The sequence below is a fragment of the Burkholderia sp. BC1 genome (genome assembly GCF_052683555.1).
The window spans coordinates 58,626-78,981 of the sequence record NZ_JBQYLP010000030.1; the positions used below are offsets into that span (position 1 = coordinate 58,626).

At 65.6% G+C, this 20,356-nt stretch carries 16 protein-coding genes and 1 pseudogene; 11 read left to right on the top strand and 6 right to left on the bottom strand.

Features of this window, described 5'->3' with window-relative positions:
• Positions 1 to 74: 74 nt before the first annotated feature.
• Positions 75 to 980: a helix-turn-helix transcriptional regulator gene (locus ACSHSS_RS16710; RefSeq protein ID WP_012217689.1), complete on the bottom strand. Its 906-nt coding sequence runs from the start codon at positions 978 to 980 to the stop codon at positions 75 to 77.
• A gap of 205 nt (positions 981 to 1,185) precedes the next feature.
• On the opposite strand from ACSHSS_RS16710, the gene ACSHSS_RS16715 reads away from it, so the two are divergent.
• From ACSHSS_RS16715 to ACSHSS_RS16725, 3 genes are all read left to right on the top strand, one after another.
• On the top strand, positions 1,186 to 1,530 hold the full coding sequence (locus tag ACSHSS_RS16715; RefSeq protein WP_006397739.1) for a cupin domain-containing protein: 345 nt from the start codon (positions 1,186 to 1,188) through the stop codon (positions 1,528 to 1,530).
• A 168-nt stretch (positions 1,531 to 1,698) separates the two neighbouring features.
• Positions 1,699 to 3,159 carry an NAD(P)/FAD-dependent oxidoreductase gene (locus ACSHSS_RS16720; protein WP_261532427.1) on the top strand — a complete coding sequence of 487 codons (1,461 nt, stop codon included), beginning with the start codon at positions 1,699 to 1,701 and terminating at the stop codon, positions 3,157 to 3,159.
• A 72-nt stretch (positions 3,160 to 3,231) separates the two neighbouring features.
• Positions 3,232 to 4,152: a LysR family transcriptional regulator gene (locus ACSHSS_RS16725; protein ID WP_006397741.1), complete on the top strand. Its 921-nt coding sequence runs from the start codon at positions 3,232 to 3,234 to the stop codon at positions 4,150 to 4,152.
• A gap of 17 nt (positions 4,153 to 4,169) precedes the next feature.
• On the opposite strand, the gene ACSHSS_RS16730 is transcribed toward ACSHSS_RS16725, so the two are convergent.
• Complete coding sequence (locus ACSHSS_RS16730; protein WP_060112168.1) at positions 4,170 to 5,555, bottom strand: MFS transporter; 1,386 nt, start codon at positions 5,553 to 5,555, stop codon at positions 4,170 to 4,172.
• A 251-nt stretch (positions 5,556 to 5,806) separates the two neighbouring features.
• Here ACSHSS_RS16730 and ACSHSS_RS16735 point away from each other — a divergent pair, with 251 nt between their 5' ends.
• The 3 genes from ACSHSS_RS16735 to ACSHSS_RS16745 all read left to right on the top strand — a co-directional run bounded on the left by ACSHSS_RS16735 (position 5,807) and on the right by ACSHSS_RS16745 (position 10,666).
• On the top strand, positions 5,807 to 7,618 hold the full coding sequence (locus ACSHSS_RS16735) for an ExeM/NucH family extracellular endonuclease (protein ID WP_261532428.1): 1,812 nt from the start codon (positions 5,807 to 5,809) through the stop codon (positions 7,616 to 7,618).
• A 714-nt stretch (positions 7,619 to 8,332) separates the two neighbouring features.
• Positions 8,333 to 10,183 (top strand): S10 family serine carboxypeptidase-like protein, encoded by a 1,851-nt coding sequence (locus tag ACSHSS_RS16740; protein ID WP_105763232.1) that lies wholly within the window; start codon positions 8,333 to 8,335, stop codon positions 10,181 to 10,183.
• Between the two features lie 93 nt (positions 10,184 to 10,276).
• On the top strand, positions 10,277 to 10,666 hold the full coding sequence (locus ACSHSS_RS16745) for a hypothetical protein (protein WP_012467776.1): 390 nt from the start codon (positions 10,277 to 10,279) through the stop codon (positions 10,664 to 10,666).
• A gap of 152 nt (positions 10,667 to 10,818) precedes the next feature.
• Here the strand turns inward: ACSHSS_RS16745 and ACSHSS_RS16750 are convergent, their stop codons facing one another.
• A complete protein-coding gene (locus ACSHSS_RS16750; RefSeq protein WP_261532429.1) occupies positions 10,819 to 12,297 on the bottom strand; it encodes an aminotransferase class V-fold PLP-dependent enzyme in 1,479 nt (492 codons plus the stop codon).
• A gap of 342 nt (positions 12,298 to 12,639) precedes the next feature.
• On the opposite strand from ACSHSS_RS16750, the gene ACSHSS_RS16755 reads away from it, so the two are divergent.
• From ACSHSS_RS16755 to ACSHSS_RS16765, 3 genes and pseudogenes are all read left to right on the top strand, one after another.
• Positions 12,640 to 13,809 (top strand): DUF1624 domain-containing protein, encoded by a 1,170-nt coding sequence (locus ACSHSS_RS16755; RefSeq protein ID WP_105845440.1) that lies wholly within the window; start codon positions 12,640 to 12,642, stop codon positions 13,807 to 13,809.
• The gene (locus ACSHSS_RS16760) at positions 13,791 to 14,951 is read left to right on the top strand and encodes a porin (protein ID WP_261532430.1); all 1,161 of its coding nucleotides are present in this window, start codon (positions 13,791 to 13,793) and stop codon (positions 14,949 to 14,951) included. The genes ACSHSS_RS16755 and ACSHSS_RS16760 overlap by 19 nt, the downstream gene beginning before the upstream one ends.
• A gap of 4 nt (positions 14,952 to 14,955) precedes the next feature.
• Positions 14,956 to 15,164: pseudogene (locus ACSHSS_RS16765) on the top strand (IS481 family transposase); the annotation flags it as partial.
• 93 nt (positions 15,165 to 15,257) lie between these two features.
• Here the strand turns inward: ACSHSS_RS16765 and ACSHSS_RS16770 are convergent.
• Complete coding sequence (locus ACSHSS_RS16770) at positions 15,258 to 15,554, bottom strand: winged helix-turn-helix transcriptional regulator (RefSeq protein ID WP_373421783.1); 297 nt, start codon at positions 15,552 to 15,554, stop codon at positions 15,258 to 15,260.
• Between the two features lie 128 nt (positions 15,555 to 15,682).
• Between ACSHSS_RS16770 and ACSHSS_RS16775 the strand changes: the two genes are divergently transcribed.
• Together ACSHSS_RS16775 and ACSHSS_RS16780 are read left to right on the top strand one after the other, a co-directional pair.
• On the top strand, positions 15,683 to 16,027 hold the full coding sequence (locus tag ACSHSS_RS16775) for a nuclear transport factor 2 family protein (protein ID WP_261532431.1): 345 nt from the start codon (positions 15,683 to 15,685) through the stop codon (positions 16,025 to 16,027).
• Positions 16,024 to 16,803 carry an SDR family oxidoreductase gene (locus tag ACSHSS_RS16780; RefSeq protein ID WP_060111988.1) on the top strand — a complete coding sequence of 260 codons (780 nt, stop codon included), beginning with the start codon at positions 16,024 to 16,026 and terminating at the stop codon, positions 16,801 to 16,803. The genes ACSHSS_RS16775 and ACSHSS_RS16780 overlap by 4 nt, the downstream gene beginning before the upstream one ends.
• A 553-nt stretch (positions 16,804 to 17,356) precedes the next feature.
• Here ACSHSS_RS16780 and ACSHSS_RS16785 read toward each other — a convergent pair.
• The gene (locus tag ACSHSS_RS16785; protein ID WP_261532432.1) at positions 17,357 to 18,325 is read right to left on the bottom strand and encodes a DUF6708 domain-containing protein; all 969 of its coding nucleotides are present in this window, start codon (positions 18,323 to 18,325) and stop codon (positions 17,357 to 17,359) included.
• A gap of 214 nt (positions 18,326 to 18,539) precedes the next feature.
• Positions 18,540 to 20,312, bottom strand: coding sequence for a glutamine--fructose-6-phosphate transaminase (isomerizing) (gene glmS / locus ACSHSS_RS16790; RefSeq protein ID WP_445545243.1), 1,773 nt, complete (start codon positions 20,310 to 20,312; stop codon positions 18,540 to 18,542).
• Positions 20,313 to 20,356 lie beyond the last annotated feature (44 nt).

Sequence of the window (20,356 nt, forward strand, 5' to 3'; positions counted from 1 at the left end):
GTCGCAACGTTCACATCGACGACATTCGATGCAACAAGCGCCGCCGCATCGAGTGCGCGCAACGCGGCCGTGCGTCAGTCCGCGGCGGCGCTCGGCGCTGCGTCGTCACCCGGCGCGGCATCGTGCGCGTCGCCGCGCGCAGCGGTCGGCAGCGGCGCGGCTGCGCCCCACGCGACGAGCTCGCGCTTCGTGCGCACGCCGAGCTTCGCGAACGCGCGCTTCACGTACGACTCGGCCGACGCGACGCGCACGCCGAGGATCTCGGCCGTCTCGGGCACGGTCTTGCCCGACAGCAGATGCTTGCAGGTTTCGTATTCGCGCTTCGACAGCTTCACGCCGTCGGCCGCGATGCGCGCATCGAACTGCGCGAGCGGATGCACGTCGGGCGCCGGATGCGCGACGCGCCGCGCGGCGGTGGTCGACGCATGCAGTTCGAGCAGCGGAAACAGCACGTCGCTGATGCTGCGAAAGCGGTTCATCTCGGCGAGCGTAAACGGCGGCCGGTCGCGGCCGCGCTCGAGCGCGATCGAATGCTGCGCGTAGCGCGTGCCGCGCGCGAGCACGCATTCGTGGCCGATCCGCACGTCGTCGAACAGCCGCTGCCGGAATTCGCCGGGCGGAATCGCCGCGATGTCGCGCACGACGAGCATCGTGCCGGTCTTGCCGCGCAGCCCCGCGAAGAGCGGATCGCTGTCGAGAAAGCGCTCGTAGTAGAGCGTCATCACGTCGGAGATTTCGGCACTCGCGGTGCCGATCCCGCTGCTGCCGATCCATTCGCAGCGATAGCCGGTCGGCATCGCGCCGTCGACGCGCGAGCGTTCGACGTGCAGCACGTCGAGCGGCACCACTTCGTTCAGCAATTGCGTGAGACGCGGCACGAAATGCGGCGTGCCGACCGTTTCGATCAGCTCGCCGAGCGCCTTGAACGACACGTTGAAGCGGTCGTTGTCGCGGTGGAAGGGGTTCACGTTCAGCAGCATGCGGTCCCCCGATGAAAAGCCTGCGGAAAAAGCGCGCGGATTTTAGCGTCCGCCGCGCGAAACGTCAGTAAGGGGAAATACCGGCGCGCGCGATCGACGTGCGCGCCGCAAAACGCGGTTTGTCCCCCCTGCAGGGGGGCATACCGGCGCAGTGTAAATCGGTAACTTCGTCTCTGCTTTTTCAAACGAGAGACGAAAGATTCAGATGACCAAACTGATCAAGGACATTCTGCCGCTCGGCGCTGGCGTAGGCGAATTCACGAAGCTCGACTTCGGGATGGACGAAAGCGACTGGCGTGCGGCCGAAGGCAAGAGCGGCAACTACATCGTCGGCTGGTGGGAAGGGAAGGTCGGCGCGGTCGACTTTCCCGAAACCGCCGCGGACGAGGCCGTATGGCTCGTCGAAGGACGCATCGCGCTGACCGACGTCGAAGGCAACCGCAAGGAGTTCGCGCCGGGCGAAGGCTATCTGCTGCCGGCCGGCTTCGCGGGCCGCTGGGAGACGCTCGAGGACGCGAAGAAGTTCTACGTGCTGCTCGAGAAGTCGTGATGTCCGCAGCGGTTGCCGCGTGGCCGTCGTCCGTGTGACGCGCGCGCGGCGGCCGGTGCATTTTCGATCGTCCGCGCTGCGAAGCCGGTCGCGCGCCCAAGGCGGCAGCGGCACGCGCGCACCGCGTGCGGGACGACACGGGCGCAATCGCGCGGGAGCGCTGGAATCATGGAAATGGAAGTCAACGAAGCAAAACGCACCGTGCCGGAACCGCCGCACGCGAGGCGCGGCGCGCCGGCCGCACTGAGCGTCGAACAGGCGCTCGAGCACACGAAGCTCTCTCCGTACTGGCTCGACAACCCGGCCGCGCCGGCGGCCGAGCCCGCGTTGTCGGGCGACGTGACGGCCGATCTGCTGATCGTCGGCGGCGGTTTTACGGGGCTGTGGTCGGCCGTGCAGGCGAAGGAGCAGATGCCGCATCTGAACGTCGTGCTGATCGAGGCCGGCAAGGTCGCGCACGGCGCGTCGGGGCGCGCGGGCGGGATCATCTCGACGTCGGTGATGCACGGGCTGCCGAATGCGGTACGCGTGTTCCCGAACGACATCGCGCAGCTCGAGGCGTTCGGCCATCGCAACCTCGACGGCTTCGAGGAAACGCTGAAGCGCTACGACATCGACGCCGACGTCGAATGGAACGGCGAGATGACGGTCGCGGTCGATCCGGATCACGTCGCGCATCTGCGGGGCGACTACGAGCTGCATCGCGCCTACGGCCACGACGTCGTGCTGCTCGATCGCGACGAGACGCTCGAACAACTGAACTCGCCGCTGTTCGCGGGCGCGCTCTGGTCGCGCAATCGCAGCGGGATCGTGCATCCGGCAAAGCTCGCGTGGGGGCTCAAGCGCGCGGCGCTGTCGCTCGGCGTGAAGCTGTACGAGCACACGCCGCTGACGGCCGTGACCGACGAAGGCAGCACCGTGTACGTGAAGACGCCGAACGGCAGCGTACGTGCGCCGCGCGTCGTGTTCGGCAGCGGCACGGCGAAGGTCGGGATCGCCGACATCAATCGCCGCGTGATGCAGGTGCGCGATCACGTGCTCGCGACCGAGCCGCTGACCGACGAGCAGCTCGCGCGGATCGGCTGGAAGAACCGGCAGGGCGTCTACGACACGCGCACGCAGCTCAACTATTTCCGGCTGACGAAGCACAACAGCATCATCTTCGGCGGGCTCGTCAGCTATCACTTCGACGGCGATCCGAATCCGCAGCAGGACGGTCGGCGCGAAACCTACTACCGGCTCGCGCAGGCGTTCTACCGGACCTTCCCGCAGCTGAGCGACGTGCGCTTCTCGCATGCGTGGGGCGGCCCGATCGACTACTGCTCGCGCGGCTCGGTGTTCGCGAAGCGCTATCTCGGCGGCAAGGCGGTGTTCGTTGCCGGCTATACGGGCTTCGGCGTCGCGGCGAGCCGGTTCGGCGCGTTCATGGGGCTGAACATCCTGTTCGATCGCGACAGCCCCGAGCGCAAGCTCGACATCGCGAACCGGAGCCCGAGCTACATTCCGCCCGAGCCGATGCGCTGGATCGCCGCGAAGATCACGTTCCATGCGTTCGACGGCGCGGATGCCGAAGGCGGATGGAAGCGCGCGTGGATCAACGGCATCAAGGCGATGGGCTTTCCGATGTAACGAACAGGCGCGGCGGAGCGCGGCCGTTCTCATGGCAACGCATGCGTGCTCTCTCTGTAAGCAGGCTCCAGCATGTTCTCGAATACCACCGATCTCGATCTCCGGCTCATCCGGGTCTTTCTGGCCGTCGTCGACGCGCGCGGCATCACGGCGGCCGAAGCGTCGCTCGGCGTGCGCCAGTCGACCATCAGTACGCAGCTGTCCGCGCTGGAAGCGCGCGTCGGTTTCAAGCTATGCGATCGCGGGCGCGGCGGCTTTCGGCTCACGTCGAAAGGCGAGCGCTTCGCGGCGACGGCGCGCACGCTCGTCGCCGCGACGTCCGAATTCGTCGCGCGCGTGCGCGACATCGATCGCAAGCTCGTCGGCACGCTGTCGATCGGCTTGATCGGCCAGGCGCCGCTCGTCGAGAACGCGCGTCTTGCCGAAGCGATCGGCGCGTTCCGCAAGCGCGACCAGGCCGTCACGTTCTCGATGAAGGTCGCGTCGCCGCAGGAGCTCGAGGAAAGCCTCGTGAACAACCAGCTCGATCTCGCGATCGGCTATTTCTGGCATCGCGTGCCGGGGCTCGTCTATACGCCGCTGTTTACCGAGCAGCAGGTGATCTACTGCGGGCGCGGGCATCCGCTGTTTCATGCGTCGCGCGCGGTGACGGCCGACGATCTGCAGGCGCACGACTGGGTGTGGCGCACCTATCCGGTGCCGGAGGAACAGTATCCGCTGCCCGAGCGTCGCGTGACGGCGAGCGCGGACAGCATCGAGGCCGCGACGATCCTGATCCTGTCGGGCGGCCATCTCGGCTATCTGCCCGCGCACTACGCGGAGCCGTTCGAGCAGCGCGGGCTCGTGAAGGCGGTCGGACGCGCGACGTTCAGCTTCGACGTGCCGATGCATCTCGCGATGAAGCGCAGCACGTCGGAGAAGCCGATCGTCGACGCGTTCTGCGACGATCTGCTGCGCGCGTTCGACATCAAGGCCGTCGCGCTCGCCGCGTGACGGCCTGACGGCCGCGCTCATGCGTCGATGCGCTCGACCTTGCCCACGAGCAGGCCGTACGACAGGCTGCCGGCGAGCGCCATCGCCGCGATGTAGGTGATCGCGCGCGAGAAGTCCGCGCCGTCGACGAGCAGCCCGATCACGATCGGCGTCGCGATCGCCGACAGGTTGCCGATCAGGTTGAACATGCCGCCCGTCAGGCCGAGCAGCCGCGCGGGCGCGAGCCCCGACACGAGCGACCACGTGATCGACGCGAAGCCGTTGCCGAAGAACGCGAGCGTCATGAACGCGATCACCCAGCCCGTCGACGTGACGTAGTTCGCGCCGATGATGCACGTCGAGATCAGCAGCCCGGAGATGATCGGCAGCTTGCGCGCGAAGCCTTGCGATGCGCCGCGGCGCATCAGCCAGTCCGACAGCAGCCCCGAGCACAGCACGCCGACGAATGCGGCGAGAAACGGCAGCGACGCGAGAAAGCCCGACTTGATGAAGTCCATCCCGCGATATTTGACGAGGTAGGTCGGGAACCAGGTGAGGAAGAACCACAGCGTCGAGTTCAGCGCGAACTGACCGAGATAGATGCCCCACAGCTTGCGCCGGCCGAGCACGATCCCGAGATCGCGCCACGTCGACGGCGCGCGTTCGCGGCGAGCGGCGACGCGATCCTCGAGATCGACGAGGCCGCCGCCGTCGCGGATCAGCGCGATTTCGGCAGCATTGACGCCGCGAAACGCGCGCGGCTCGCGATACACCGCGTACCAGATCGCCGCCCAGACGATGCCGGCGAGGCCCGTCGCGACGAATACCATGTGCCAGCCGAGATGCACCTGCAGCCACGCGAGCACCGGCGTCAGAAACGCGAGGCCGACGAACTGGCCCGACGTATAGCCGCCGATCGCGCTCGCGCGTTCGCGCGTCGGAAACCACGTCGTGACGACGCGATTGTTGATCGGATACGCGGGCGCTTCGAGCGCGCCGACCGCGAGCCGCAGCACGATCACGCCGACGAACGAACCGGCGAAGCCGAGCAGCAGCGTCGCGGCCGACCACAGCGCGAGCGCGCCGGCATACAGCACGCGCGGCGACACCTTGTCGACGAGCCATCCGCCGGGAATCTGCATCAGCGCATAGGTCCAGCCGAATGCGGAAAACACGAGCCCCGCGTGCACGGGATCGATGTTCAGTTCGCGAAACAGCTCGGGCGCGGCGATCGACAGATTGCTGCGGTCGAGATAATTGATCACGACCGTGACGAACAGCAGCACGAGGATCAGCAGCCGCTTGCGCGACGGCGTCGCGTCCGTGGCGCGCGATGCGGATTCGGTGGGCAGGGCGGGGGCGGCGTGCGCGTGCGGCGGCCGCTCCGGTTGACTGGCGTGCGTGCGCGACGCGGATTGGGTCACGGTTGTCTCCTGTGTGCCGTGCGGGCCGGCGCGCGGGTTCCGGCGCGGCCGCATTCGATGACATTCGGCCGAACGTTAGAGCCGCGGCGCGACGTGCGTCAACATTTGGGCATGCATCCCGATTGATGGGACGTTGCGTGCTCAACATGTGGGAATGCGCGGCCGAATTACATCGGCCTGTCGGCCGGTTACCGAAAACTGTCATCGATCGACGCTAAGCTTTCGCGATCCTTTACAACCGGGATCCCGTGATGCGCTCGACTCTTCGCCTGTTTGTCCCGCTGCTGCTGTTGCCCGCGCTCGCCGCGCCGGCGCTCGCCGTCACCGCCGCGCCCGTCAGTGCGAACTGCGGCGGCAGCGCGACGCCGATCGCCGACATCCAGGGGCCCGGCGCGCCGTCGCCGCTCGCCGGCCAGAACGTGTCGATCGAGGCCGTCGTCACGGCCGATTTCGGCGGCACGGACGGCTTCGGCGGCTTCTTCGTGCAGCAGGCCGACCCGCAGCGACGCAATCAGCCGGGTGTGTCCGAAGGGCTGTTCGTCTATGCGCCGAAAGCGCGTGCGAAGGCCGGCGATCTCGTCCATGTGACGGGCAAGGTCGAGGAGAAGTACGGGCAGACGCAGCTCACGCTGTCGGGCGCGATCGCCGTCTGCGCGAACGGTCAGACGATCACGCCGGCGACGCTGACGCTGCCGGTCGAGAGCCCGAACGCGTTCGCCGCGTATGAAGGAATGCTCGTGCGCCTGCCGCAGACGCTGACCGTCACCGACAACTACGAGCTCGGCCGCTACGGCAGCGTGCTGCTCAGCAACGGCCGGCTGCGCACGCCGACGAGCGCCGTGCCGCCGTCGCAGGCGCAGACGCAGATCGACGCGAACGCGCGCAACCGGCTGATTCTCGACGACGGATCGAACAAGCAGAACCCGGCGAGCGTGCCGTATCCGGCGCCGCAACTGTCGGCGGCGAACACGCTGCGCACGGGCTACACGGTGCGCGACGTGCAGGGCGTGCTCGAAGTGCGTTACGGCGCCTGGCGCGTGCAGCCGGTGCCGGGTGCCGCCGCGCCGACGTTCGATGCGCGCGCGAACGCGCGCACGAACGCACCGGCGCGCGATCCGCATGCGAACCTGCGTGTCGCGTCGTTCAACGTGCTCAACTATTTCAACGGCAACGGTCTCGGCGGCGGCTTCGACGATCCGAACAATCGCGGCGCGAAGACCTATCAGGAATTCCAGCGCCAGGAAGCGAAGATCGTCAGCGCGCTGAAGGCGCTCGATGCGGACGTGATCGGCCTGATGGAGATTCAGAACAACGGCTACGGCGAACTGAGCGCGGTGCGCCAGCTCGCGGCGAAGCTCGGCGGCGCGTGGCGTGTCGTCGATCCGGGCACGTCGCGGCTCGGCGGCGACGCGATCGCGGTCGCGATGATCTACGACAGCCGCAAGGTCGAGCCGGTCGGCCGCGCGGCGACTCTCGCGATCGACGACAAGAATCGCCAGCCGCTCGCGCAATCGTTCCGGCGCATCGGCGGCAAGCAGGCGCTGACGATCGTCGTCAATCATCTGAAATCGAAGAACTGCCCGGACGCGACCAGCGACGATCTCGACCAGGGCGACGGCCAGGGTTGCTGGAACCCGACGCGCACGCGCGCGGCCGCGAAGCTCGCCGACTGGCTGGCCGGTACGCCGACCGGCGTCGCCGGCCAGGGCGTGCTGCTGATCGGCGACTTCAACAGCTACACGTACGAGGATCCGATCCGCCTGCTCGAATCGCGCGGCTATCGCAACCTCGTGTCGCGCTGGATCGGTGCGAACGCGTACAGCTACATGTACAACGGCGAAGCCGGCTATCTCGACCATGCGCTTGCATCGCTGCCGCTCGCGTCGCACGTGAAGGCCGTGCACGAATGGCACATCAACGCGGACGAGCCCGTCGCGCTGCAGTACACGCTCGCGTACAAGTCGGCCGAGCAGCAGCAGACGTACTACGCGCCGGATGCGTATCGCTCGTCGGATCACGATCCGGTGCTGATCGACATCGCGCTGCCGGGCGGCGGCCGATAGCCGCGCGGCGACGCGTTCGCGGCAGACGACGGGCGGCGCGGCCGCCCGTTGTCGTTTTCGCGGCGGTATGCGCGCGCGGCCGATCGTGTAAATAATGCCGGCCATTACGAAACGAATTAAAAGAATCGGTATTTTCTTTCCGGCACGGACAAAAGCGCACGGCGAGATTCATTCGCGCGAATCAATCGTGCGTATCAAACAATCGGATACGCGCGAAACGCGTCAATTAGCCGATTATCGAAATTTAAATGAAAGAAATAATATAGCGATCTGAATGCTTTCACTCGCGCTGAAACGGCTTTCCGTGCTGTCGCAGTGGCGTTGGATCGTTAAAGAGAAAGAATCGCGTTCAAGCGACGAAAAACCCGTGTTATTCCCGAACAATCGCTACGTGCGCCCGCATTCGGCAACTGATCCGGATGCGCATTATCGCGATGTCCTTAATATCCGAATGATCTTTGACAACGCAGCGCAGCACCGCCTATTTTTGTGTTGTCGTAAATTTCGGTAATAAAAGGAAGTCATCACGGCAGGGGGCGTTCCAGTATCGATCACGCCAGCAGTCGCTGTGTCTGTATCACGTTCAGTCTCTTGAAGCAGTCGAACCCAACCGCCGTATGCCGATGTGCACGCGCGTGGCGGGTATGCGCGCGCGTGTCGCCGGCGCAGGCGGCCCTTTGTGAAGCGGTATTTCACCCAACACCAAGGACAGAGATGAAACCAGACAGGAGCTGTACCGGCAACCGCATCGGCCGTCGCGGCCGGTTGGCCGGGCTAGGTGTGCTGACCATCGTGACACTCGTGCTCGCGGGCTGCGGCGGCGACGATTCGTCGTCCGTCGGCGTGTCGAGCCTCGCGCAGGCGACGACGAGCCGACAGGCGAGCGCGCAGCAGGCGGCCGACGGCGCGACGCCGTCCGCGAACCAGCCTTATGTCGATCCGGTCGCGTATTCGATGAATGCGACGGACGGGCTCGACCCGACGCAAGTGGCGGAGAAGGCGGCCGTCATGCATTACACGTGGAAGTCCGGCGGCACGACCGTCAACTACACGACGACCACCGGTCACCTCACGGCGGCCGACGCGCAGGGCAATCCGGAAGCGTCGATGTCGTACGTCGCCTATACCGCGCCGAGCACGAACGGCAAGCCGCGGCCCGTCACGTTCGTGTACAACGGCGGCCCCGGCTCGTCGTCGATCTGGCTGCGCCTCGGCTCGTTCGCGCCGACGCGCGTTGCGACGCCCGATCCGCTGTTCGGCACGAACTGGCCGAACTATCCGCTCGTCGACAATCAGGAGAGCCTGATCGACACGACGGATCTCGTGTTCATCGATCCGCCGGGCACGGGCCTGTCGGAAGCGGTGCTACCGAACACGAACCAGAAGTTCTGGAGTTCGGACGCCGACGTCAACATCATGCGCGACTTCATCCAGCGCTATCTGGCCGTCAACAATCGCAGCAGCTCGCCGATCTATCTGTACGGCGAATCGTACGGCACGCCGCGCACCGACATGCTCGCGCTGGCGCTCGAATCGGCCGGCGTGCATCTGACGGGCATCGTGCTGCAGTCGTCGATCCTCAACTACTTCGCCGATGCGATCGAAGCGGTTGCGATCACGCAGTCGACCGAAGGGCTGCTGCTCGACACCGACACCGTGGCCGGCTATCTGCCCGGCTATGCGGCGGTAGCGGCGTACTTCAACCAGGTGTCGCCGGCGCCGGTGAACCAGGGGCTGTATGCGCTGCAGACCGAACTGTTCACGACGCTCATCTACCAGCAGCTGCAGAAGTATTCGCAGTCGTGGGTGCTGAGCCAGCTCGGGATCCCCGATGCGCTCGGCACGCCGGTGTTCCCGAGCGATGCGACGCTGCGGCTGTGGTCGTTGCCGTCCGGCCTCACGCAGCAGGCGCTGCGCGGCTACTTCAACGCGAACCCGTTCGGCACGAGCCTGCTGCCGGGCACGACGATCGGCCGGTATGACGGACGCGTCTCGCTGCCGAATTCGGATCCGCGTTTGCAGACCGACGGCGATCCGTCCGACATCCTGATTTCGCAGCCGTTCACGAATGCGCTCGCGACGCAGTTGCCCGACTATCTCGGCTACAGCGCGCCGAACGCGACTTACGTACCGCTGAACGACAGCATCATCGAAGTGTGGGACTTCTCGCACGACGGCCAGCCGATGCCCGATACGATCCCCGATCTGCTCGGCGCGCTGCAGCTCAATCCGCAGCTGCAGGTGCTCGCGGAGAACGGTTACCACGATCTCGCGACGCCGTTCTTCAGCACCGAGAAGGAGCTCGCGCGGCTGCAGACGGTGAAGGGCCTGAACCCGAAGCTGCAGGTGAACTTCTTCCAGGGCGGGCATATGATTTATCTGGACGACGTAGCACGTCCGCAGATGAAGCGGGACCTGAAGCGCTTCTATCAGGGCAGCCGGATTCCGACCGCGCTGACGTTGCGCATGCTGCCGCCGCCGTGGCCCGACCAGAGCCCGGCCGGCACGCCGACCGGCAGCACGCCGGGATCGGGCGCGGCGACGGCGGTCGCGGCGGCTTTGTGAGCGACGGACGCCTGCGTGGCAGGCGATCCGCAGGAATCCCTGTTCATCCCTTGAATGCGAGCGATCATGTCCCTAATCCAATTGATGCGGCGTATGTCTCCGTTGATCGTCGTCGCCGCCACGATCGGCAGCGCGCACGCGCTGCCGCCGCAGCCCGTCGCGCCGGTGAAGCTGCCGCACGGCGCGCGCGGCGTCGACGGCCCGTTCTTTCCTTCGCACCGCGTGGCGCCGGTCTTGCCGTCGACCGGCACGACGCTGCAGCAGCAGGCGCAGCGGCGCGTCGATGCACGGCTCGGCGGCAATACCGTGCTGAGCAACGGCGCGGCCGTGACGAAGGCGCAGGCGCAGAGCAGCGGTCTCGGCTATATCGCCAAGCACTTCGACGAGATCGATGCGAAGCACACCGGGCGCGTGACGATGAGCGACGTGCGGCAGTATCTGCAGCAGCGGCAACTGCAGCAGCAACAGGAGCAGCAGGAGTGAGGTAGCGATGGCGGCGACCGGATGCGTCCGGTCGCCATTCGATCAGCGTGCCGCGCGACCACGGCGGCCGTTCGCGACACGCGCTGCGTGGGAGCGCCGCGGCGACGCGCGCGGCGCATGCGGGATGCGCGCGACGTGCTGAATGTGTGCGATTACGCGGCGCGGCGCATCGTCAGTCGATGCCAGAGCATCCCGGCGCGGCTGCCGCTTCGGCAATACGCGAGCACCGGTTTCGGCAGCGCGTCGACGAGTGCGGCGAACGCTTCGACATCCGCGTCGCCGATTTCGTCGCGACGTACCGGCAGATAGCGTGCATCGAGTCCCAGTTCCCGTGCCGCTGCCGCGATTTCCTCGAACGCGGGCTGATCGGCGTCTTCGCCGTCCGGCCGGTTGCAGATGACGGCGCGATAGCCGGCGTCGCGGATCGCGCGCAGCTCGGCCGGCGTGATCTGGCGCGACGCCGCGAAGCCGCTCGATGCGGCGGCGCGGCACTGTTCGATCGCGCGCCGGAAGCACGCGATCGCGGCGTCGATGTCCTGCTCGGTCGTGAAGCGGCCCAGGCTGACGCGCAGGGTGCGGCTCGCGGCGCTCGCATCGAGGCCGATCGCGGTCAGCACATGCGAAGGTGCACCGCTCGTCGAATTGCATGCGGACGTCGACGATACCGCCAGCGTGTCGCCCAGCATGAACGGCAAGAAGCCCGGTGCGTCGACCGTCAGGCTCAGCGTGTGCGGAATGCGCGCGGCGGCGGCCGCGTTGTGCGTGACGTCGCCGAGTGCGAGCACGGCATCCTTCAGGCGCGTGGCGAGCGCCGCAATGCGCGCGGCTTCGCTGTCGAGCTTTGCTGCCGCGAGTTCGCAGGCGACGCCCATGCCGACGATCTGATGCGTCGCGAGCGTGCCCGAGCGCAGCCCGCGCTCGTGGCCGCCGCCATGTATCTGCGGCGCGATCCGCTCGGCGATGTCGCGGCGCACGTACAGCGCGCCGATGCCCTTGGGACCGTAAACCTTGTGTGCGGACATCGACATCATGTCGATGCCGAGCGCGTGCACGTCGATCGGCGTCTTGCCGAGCGCCTGCGCGGCATCGACGTGCAGCAGCGCGCCCGCCGCGTGGACGATGCACGCGATCGCGCCGACGTCGGTCAGCGTGCCGAGCTCGTTGTTCACGAGCATCAGCGAGACGAGACCGGTATCGGGGCCGATCGCCGCCGCTACGGCGTCGGCCGTGATTTCGCCGTCCGCCGTGGGCGACAGCCAGGTGACCGTCATCCCGCGCTTCGACAGGTTCGCCATCGTGTCGAGGATCGCCTTGTGCTCGATGCGGCTCGTGATCAGATGGCGCCGCTCCGTCGCGGCGTCCGCGTAACCCTTCAGCGCGAGGTTGTTCGATTCGGTGGCGCCCGACGTCCAGACGATTTCGTCTGCGTGTGCGCCGATCAGCGCGGCGACCTGTTCGCGTGCGTGCTCGACTTTCTGTCGTGCGAGGCGGCCTGCGTTGTGCGAACTGGAGGCGGGATTGCCGAAGATGCCGTCGAAGCCGAGGCAGGTGGTCATCGCTTCAATGACGCGGGGATCCGCGGGCGTGGTGGCGGCGTAGTCGAGGTAATGGAACGGGGTGCTGTCGCTCATGGTTTTCTCTTGCGCGTCGGAACGGCGAAAATGATACGGCGCGCGCAGTGGAAAATGGCTCCAAAATGAGGCGTGCAACGGCGTAGATGTGGAAAATGAATCTTTGAAGATGGGTATTTAGGGAATTTGTTTCTCTCTCGGCGGCGCGGCCACGCCCGGCGCCGATGTGCGCCGCGACGGGTTTGCGTCGGCCGCCTCTGCTCGGTTTTATTACAAATCGTAATGAAACGTTATATCATATCGGGCCGCGCAGCTCGCTCGATGCGGGCCGCGCACCGGTTCACCGCGGAGCGCCCGTCGATCGAGCGGCGCCCAGATTTCGCCCGCCCGACACCCTGTCCGATGCCTATCCGTTCCCTTCCCGCTGTTCCAACGACTGCCGGCGCTCGCCTGATCGCGATCGATGCGCTGCGCGGCCTCGTGATGCTGCTGATGCTCGTCGATCACGTTCGCGAAACCTTCTTCCTGCATCGGCAGGTGTCGGATCCGATGGACGCGCTGACCGTCGATCCCGCGTTGTTCTTCACGCGATTGACGAGCCAGCTGTGCGCGCCCGCGTTCGTGTTCCTGACCGGTTTGTCCGCCTGGCTGTACGGTCGCGATCGGCCGGTTGCCGACACCGCCTCGTTTCTCGTCAAACGCGGCGCGTTCCTGATTTTCCTCGAGGTGACGTTCGTCTCGTTCGCGTGGACCGCCGAATTTCCGCCGTCGACGCTGTGGCTGCAGGTCATCTGGGCGATCGGCCTGTCGATGCTCGCGCTGGCGGCGCTGTTGCGCTTGCCGCGCGGCGTGCAGTTCGCGCTCGGCGTCGCGATCGTCGCCGGACACAACCTGCTCGACGGCATCCGGCTCGAGCCCGATTCGGCAGGGTTCGTCCCGTGGGCGATCCTGCATCAGCGCGCGTTCATCGATCTGTGGGACGGCGTGAGGGCGCGCACAAGCTATCCGGTCCTGCCATGGATCGGCGTGATCCTGCTCGGCTACGCGGCCGGCCCGTGGTTCGCGCGCGGCGTGGCGCCGGGCGTGCGCATGCGGCGTCTCGCGATGGTCGGCGTCGCGCTCGTCGTCGCGTATGTCGCGCTGCGCGGGCTGAACGTCTATGGCGACAAGCCGTGGATCGCGACCGGCGATGCGCTGCGCACGACGATGAGTTTCCTTGCCGCGACGAAGTATCCGCCGTCGTTGATGTTCCTGCTGCCGACGCTGGGCGCGACGCTGCTGCTGCTCGCGGCATTCGAGCGCCGCGACCGGTGCGCCGTCGCGCAGCGGCTTGCCACGCTCGGCGGCGCGCCGATGTTCTTCTATCTGCTGCATCTGTACGTGCTGAAGGCGCTCTACCTCGTTGCGCTCGCAACGTTCGGCGCGAACCAGGGCAACTACTTCGGCTTCGATGCGCTGTGGGGTGTGTGGCTCGCATCGGCGCTGCTGATCGTGCCGCTGTACTGGCCGGCAGCGTGGTTTGCGCGGCTCAAGCAACGCCGCAAGGAGGTCGGATGGCTGAAGTACCTGTGAGCCGGACGAAGCGGCCGCGTGCCGCGATGCCGGCGAGCCTTGCGCTTGCGCTGCTCGCTGTAGACGACGCGCGCGCATCGTCGGTCGTGCTTTACGGCATCGTCGACGCGAGCATCGTGTACACGCGCAACGGCGATCACTCGGGTAGCCCGGTCGAACTGCAGAGCGGCAGCCTGTCCGGTTCGCGGGTCGGCATCAAGGGCGTCGAGCCGCTCGGCGGCGGCGCGGCCGCGCTGTTTCAGCTCGAGAACGGGTTCAACGCGGTCAACGGCCGCCTGAACCAAGGCGGCAGGCTGTTCGGTCGCCAGAGTCATGCAGGGCTGCGCACGCCGGGCGGACATACGGTCGTCGCCGGACGGCTGTACGACCCGCTTACCGATCTCGTGCAGCCGCTGCAGGGCGACGGCTATCTCGGCCAGACGTTTTCGACGCCCGGCGACGTCGACAATGCCGACGCCAGCGCACGCCTGAACCATGCGCTCAAGTGGTCGAGCGCGCGGCTCGGCGCGTGGCAGGCGTCCGCGCTCGTGTCGCTCGGCGGCGTGCCGGGCGCGATGGGCTCCGGGCTGTCGCACGGCGCCGCGCTCGCCTATCGGCACGGCGCATTCGCGGCGGCGGCCGGCTATCTGCACGTCGATCTCGGCAATGCGCTGCACGGCCGACGCGGCAGATCGAGCGCCGATTCGCTGTTCAACAGCGCGGTCAATGCCGCGTATGCGTCGGCGGCGTCGGTGCAGATCGTGCGCGTCGCGGCGCAATACGCGATCGGCTCGCTCGCGATCGGCGCTTACTACGGCGATGCGCGTTATCGGCCCGACGGCGCGTCGCGGTTTGAGCACACGCAGGCGTTTCGCAATGCGTCGCTGTACGGCGTCTGGCAGGCCACGCCGACCGTGACGGCCGTGGTCGCCTACAACCAGCTGCACGCGTCCGGCGATTCGGCCGCGCGGTATCGGCAAGTGAGCGCGGGCGCGAGCCTGCTCGTCAGCAAGCGGACCGATTTCTACGCGACGGCCGCTTATGCCGATGCACGCGGCGCGAATGGCCTCGGCGCGGCGCAGGCCGTCGTCGGCGCGACGGGCGCCGATGCGGGTGGGCCGACGCAGGTCAGACTCAATGCGGGCGTGCGGCATCGGTTCTGAGTGGGACCGCGGCGGCGAGTTCTGTGCCGAGTCGGTGCGTCGCGTTTGATAAGCATCCCCATCGAATTCCGGCCTATCCCGCCGCGCGCTCGCCGGACCTTAACGGCAAAGTCGAGCGTTCACCGATGTCGACGAATTCCGTCATCTCGTTCGCCGACCGAGGATGCGATCGACCAGCGAATTGAGAAGTGGTCGTTCGATTACGACCAACGAAGCGCTGCAGTCGTCCGCCGCGCGCTGCGGGTGTGCGACCACAGCCTCGCAAGTATTGCCGGTCTCGGAGACGCGCTTCGGCGATCTGCGCTTTCAGGACTTTGACTTGCGCTGCTGACGCGGCGTCGGTCGCTGCTCGGCCCAAGTCAACAGCGCATCGAGGGCAGGGCAGAGCGACTGGCCCCAGTCGGTCATGTGGTACTCGACCTTCGGCGGCACTTGGGGATGCACGATGCGCGCGACGATGCCGTCCTGCTCCAACTGGCGAAGCTGCTGGATCAGCATCTTCTGCGAGATGCCGGGGATGGCTCGTTCGAGTTCGGAGAAGCGCAGCGTCTTGCCACCGAAGAGGTGGAAAAGTATGACGAGCTTCCAGCGCCCCTCCAGCATCTGAATGGCTTCTTCAATGCCGCTGGCCGCCGTAGCGGGCGTGTGATGATCATGCTTACCCAAAGGTAGGTACCTCACTTTTTCGTGCGTTCTTGCGCTGATGGATGGTACCTCCTATCTTAGGCGCCATGAAAACTTCATCCTATGACGCATCGAATCTGCCAAGGGCCATCGTGAGCTTTTTCAACCACTTGGCGAGCGATCCGCAGGCCGTCGCGCGCTGCTTCACCGAAGACGCAGTCGTGCTGGACGAGGGGCGCGAACACTACGGCAGTGCGGCGATTGCAGCCTGGAATGCCGACGTGATTGCCAAGTACGCATGCACGACCGAGCCGGTCTCGTCGCAGACCATCGGCGCGCAGACGACGGTGATCGCAAACGTCAGCGGCAACTTCCCGGGCAGTCCTATCCGCGTTCGCTTTCGCTTTGCCGTCGCGGGCGATCTCATCATCCGACTGGAAATTTCGCCATGAGCTTTGATCTTGAACTCGAAGGCCGTCGCGTGCTGGTCACGGGCGGCACGAAAGGCGTCGGTGCCGCCGTTGTCTCCGCTTTCGTTGAAGCGGGTGCACGCGTCGTTGCGACCGCGCGGACGGTGCCGGCCGACTCGCCCGGCGTCCACTACGTCGCTGCCGACGTCACGACGGCAGCCGGCTGTGCGCTTGTCGCAAGCGAGGTGCTCACGCGCCTGGGTGGCATCGACATCGTGGTGAACGTGCTCGGCGGGTCGAGTGCGCCTGCCGGTGGTTTCGCCGCGCTGAGTGACGACGAGTGGCAGAAGGAGCTGAGCCTGAACCTGATGCCGGCCGTCAGGCTTGATCGCGCGCTTCTGCCGTCGATGCTCGCACAAGGGTCCGGTGTCATCGTGCATGTGACATCGATTCAGCATGTGCTGCCGCTTCCCGAGTCGACCACCGCGTATGCGGCGGCGAAAGCCGCGCTGTCGACGTATAGCAAAGCGCTTTCCAAGGAGGTCACGCCGAAGGGCGTGCGCGTGGTGCGCGTCTCGCCGGGATGGGTCGAGACCGAAGCCGCCGTGCGGCTCGCAGAGCGCTTGGCGGCAGAGGCGGGGACCGACTATGAGGGAGGCAAGCAGATCATCATGAAAGCGCTCGGCGGTATTCCGCTCGGGCGTCCGGCTGCTCCTCGCGAGGTGGCCGATCTCGTCGTGTTTGTTGCTTCGCCTCGCGCGGGTTCGGTGACGGGGACGGAGTTTGTGATTGATGGTGGTACGGTGCCTACGGCGTGATGATGGGTGGGCTCTATATGAATTGATAGATTGAGGGCGACTTGTCCCGGCTGTCGACTCGCCGTCCGGCAACTACGACGCGGTGCTTGACCACAGCCGTCAATCGCCGCAGCTTCAACAGTTTTCGTTGAGCCAAACCGTTCTGTCTGTCGACTGGCCGGCGCCTATATCGCTGACCGCGATTCCGCAGGGCCGAGGTTGCCTGACGCGGGTTCAACTTGACCGATCCACCTTGGACACGAATTGACGAAATCGTCGGGCACCGTCAGCGAACGCTACACGGAGCGTTGTGTCGAGATCTTTTCGAAGGTGGCGTCACTGGTGTCGGATTACCCCGGGCAAAGTTTCCTTACCGGCACATTGAGCGAAAGAGAGGGCTCGCCCTCTTCAGAACATCAGCGAGACAGCTGTTAGTAACGAAAAATCACGCCTGGGACTCGCAATTCGGCATGATTCGCGCCCGTAGTCGCTCAATGCAGGCAAGCCCTTGAGATACCGTCGACGACAACACCGTTGCGGTCAGTCTTTTCGCGTTGGTGAACGAACCGGCGGCTCATACCGGAAGCTCCTTGGACGGCATTGCAGCGTTGCATGCCCGCTCAACTTCCTCAGGCCAGACTGGTTCTCGACAGGTCCGTTGCGCGATGTAATAGGCAACTGCAAGGATGAAGGTGGGCAGCGTAGCAATGACCGTCACCAAGAACACAACCGGATTTCCCGACTTCAGGAGGTCTGATGCACCGTCAAACTGCAGTTTGAGAGAATTTCGGAGTGAGACTTCTGTAGTAAGGAATTCGGATACCGGCGGTACCGCAGACGGCCCCTCTTGCATGAAACGCCGATAGTATTCAAAGTCTTGGTAAAGCTCCTCCATCGCCAGCTGTCCAGCCGCACTGTTTTCGTCGAATGCCAATTCGACGTATTTTCCGATCGAGAATGTGTCGACAACCAGTCCCTGGTCGTCAAGCACGAGGCAGCGGATCACACGCGCTGCGGTTGCCGCCAAGCCTGCCTTGGGCTTGCGCTCAATGTACAAAAACGCGTTATCCCAAGGAATCGATAAGACACCGCCCGGCCCGTTGTGGCGAAACGCGTATATCGTGCGGTCCAAGCGATTAAACCGTATCGGCTTGCGAGTGTAATTGAAGCAATCGACGAGCAGCGCTCGCACCGTTACCGCAAGACCGCAAACGCCGACCAATGTGAAAATGGCGAGGAGGGTGTAAACAACACCTTCCTGCCCTTTTTCACGGACAGCGATTGGCATGTGCGTCGCCATCCACATAAACATCGCGACCAGGCACAGGAAGAGAACTCCAGCGGTAGAAAACGCCAGTAACCCCCAGCCCTTTTCGCGGTAAAGACCGTCACATACCTCAAGGTAGGAATCGGTTGCTTCGAAGACTGTGCCCGCGCTCTTTGCGCGATCCGCGCATCGTTCGTTGATATGCAGTCTTGCCGATGACTCCGCAGCCGTTATCGGTCGGTTGAGCTTGTACCGGGAGTGTCCGTCGAAAGCCATGCTGATTCCACTCGAGAAAAAGTTGCCGTGAATGCCTTCCGGTCCTCTTCAAGACGTTGAGATCTTTTGCCGGTTGTCACTACGCGATAAGAACAGCGAGATGGAGTAAAGGCAAGTACGGAACACTCCCGGAAAGAGGCAACAGTCAACACCCCACGAATAAGTGTCGATGCAGTGTAGAGCGACAGCACTGCCGAGAGTGTTACCGCCCCCCTCACTCCACCGTCACCGACTTCGCCAAATTCCTCGGCTTATCGATATCCGTCCCTCTCGCCAGCGCCGCGTGATAGGCGAGCAGCTGCATCGGAATCGTATGCAGGATCGGCGACAGCGGCCCATAGTACTCATTGAGCCGAATCACCTCGATCCCGTCGCTCGGCGACAACCCGCAATCCACATCCGCGAACACGTACAGCTTCCCGTTGCGCGCGCTGACCTCGTGCATGTTCGACCGCAGCTTCTCGAGCAGCATGTCGTTCGGCGCGACCGCGATCACCGGCATCTCGTTGCTGACGAGCGCGAGCGGCCCGTGCTTGAGCTCGCCGGCCGGATACGCCTCCGCGTGGATATACGAAATCTCCTTCATCTTCAACGCACCCTCGAGCGCGATCGGATAGTGCATCCCGCGTCCGAGGAACAGCATGTCGTCGCGCCGCGCGAGCAGTTCCGACCAGCCCATGATCTGCGGCTCCAGCGCGAGCACCTTCGACATCGCGTCGGGCAGGTGGCGCAGCGCGCGCAGATGCGCGTGCTCGTCGTCGTCGCTCAGACGCCCGCGGACCTGCGCGAGCGACAGCGTCAGCAGGAACAGCGCGACGAGCTGCGTCGTGAACGCCTTCGTCGATGCGACGCCGATCTCGATCCCCGCCCGCGTGACGAACTGCAGCGCGCATTCGCGCATCAGCGCACTCGTCGCGACATTGCAGATCGCGAGCGTGTGCATCATCCCGCGCTGCTTCGCGACGTGTACCGCGCCGAGCACGTCGGCCGTCTCGCCGCTCTGCGATACAGCGACAACCAGCGTGCGGGGATTCGGCACGCTGTCGCGATAGCGGAATTCGCTCGCGATCTCGACGTTCGTCGGCAGCTTCGCGATGCTCTCGATCCAGTATTTCGCGGTGAGCGCCGCGTGGTAGCTGCCGCCGCAGGCGAGCAGCAGCACCGAATCGACGTCGTTGAACACGCGCCATGCGCCGTCGCCGAACAGCTCGGGCATGATCGACGTGACATCGAGCAACGTGTCCGCGACGGCCTGCGGCTGCTCGAAAATCTCCTTCTGCATGTAGTAGCGATACGAGCCGAGATCGGCCGCGCCGCTGTGCGCAGCCACCCGCTGCACCGGGCGTTCGACGCGCTGCCCGGCGGCGTCGACGATCCAGTAGCGATGCAGCTGGATATCGGCGACGTCGCCGTTCTCCAGATACGCGATGCGATCGGTGATGCCCGACAGCGCGATCGCATCGGACGCGAGGAAGTTCTCGCCGTCGCCGACGCCGACGACGAGCGGCATCCCGTCGCGCGCGCCGACGATTCGATGCGGCTCGTCGCGGCACATCACCGCAATCGCGTAGCTGCCGCGCAGACGCGCGGCGGCGCGCTGCACGGCATCGAACAGATCGCCGTCGTACAGATGATCGATCAGATGCGCGATCGCTTCGCTGTCGGTCTGGCTCGCGAACACGTAGCCGTGCGCTTCGAGTTCCGCACGCAGTTGATCGCAGTTCTCGATGATCCCGTTGTGCGACAGCGCGATGCGTGCGTCGGTGTCGCTCGGCGAGAAATGCGGATGCGCGTTCTGCGTGACGGGCGCGCCGTGCGTCGCCCAGCGCGTATGCGCGATGCCGGTGTAGCCGGACAGCGCCTGCGCGGCGATGTCGCGCTGCAGGTTGGCGACGCGATCGACGCTACGCGCCCGCGCCAGCGCGCGGTCGCGATAGACCACGACGCCGCACGAGTCGTAGCCGCGGTACTCGAGCCGCTTTAGCAGGCTGCGGAAATACCCAACGGGCGCAGCTTCGCTGCTGACGCAAG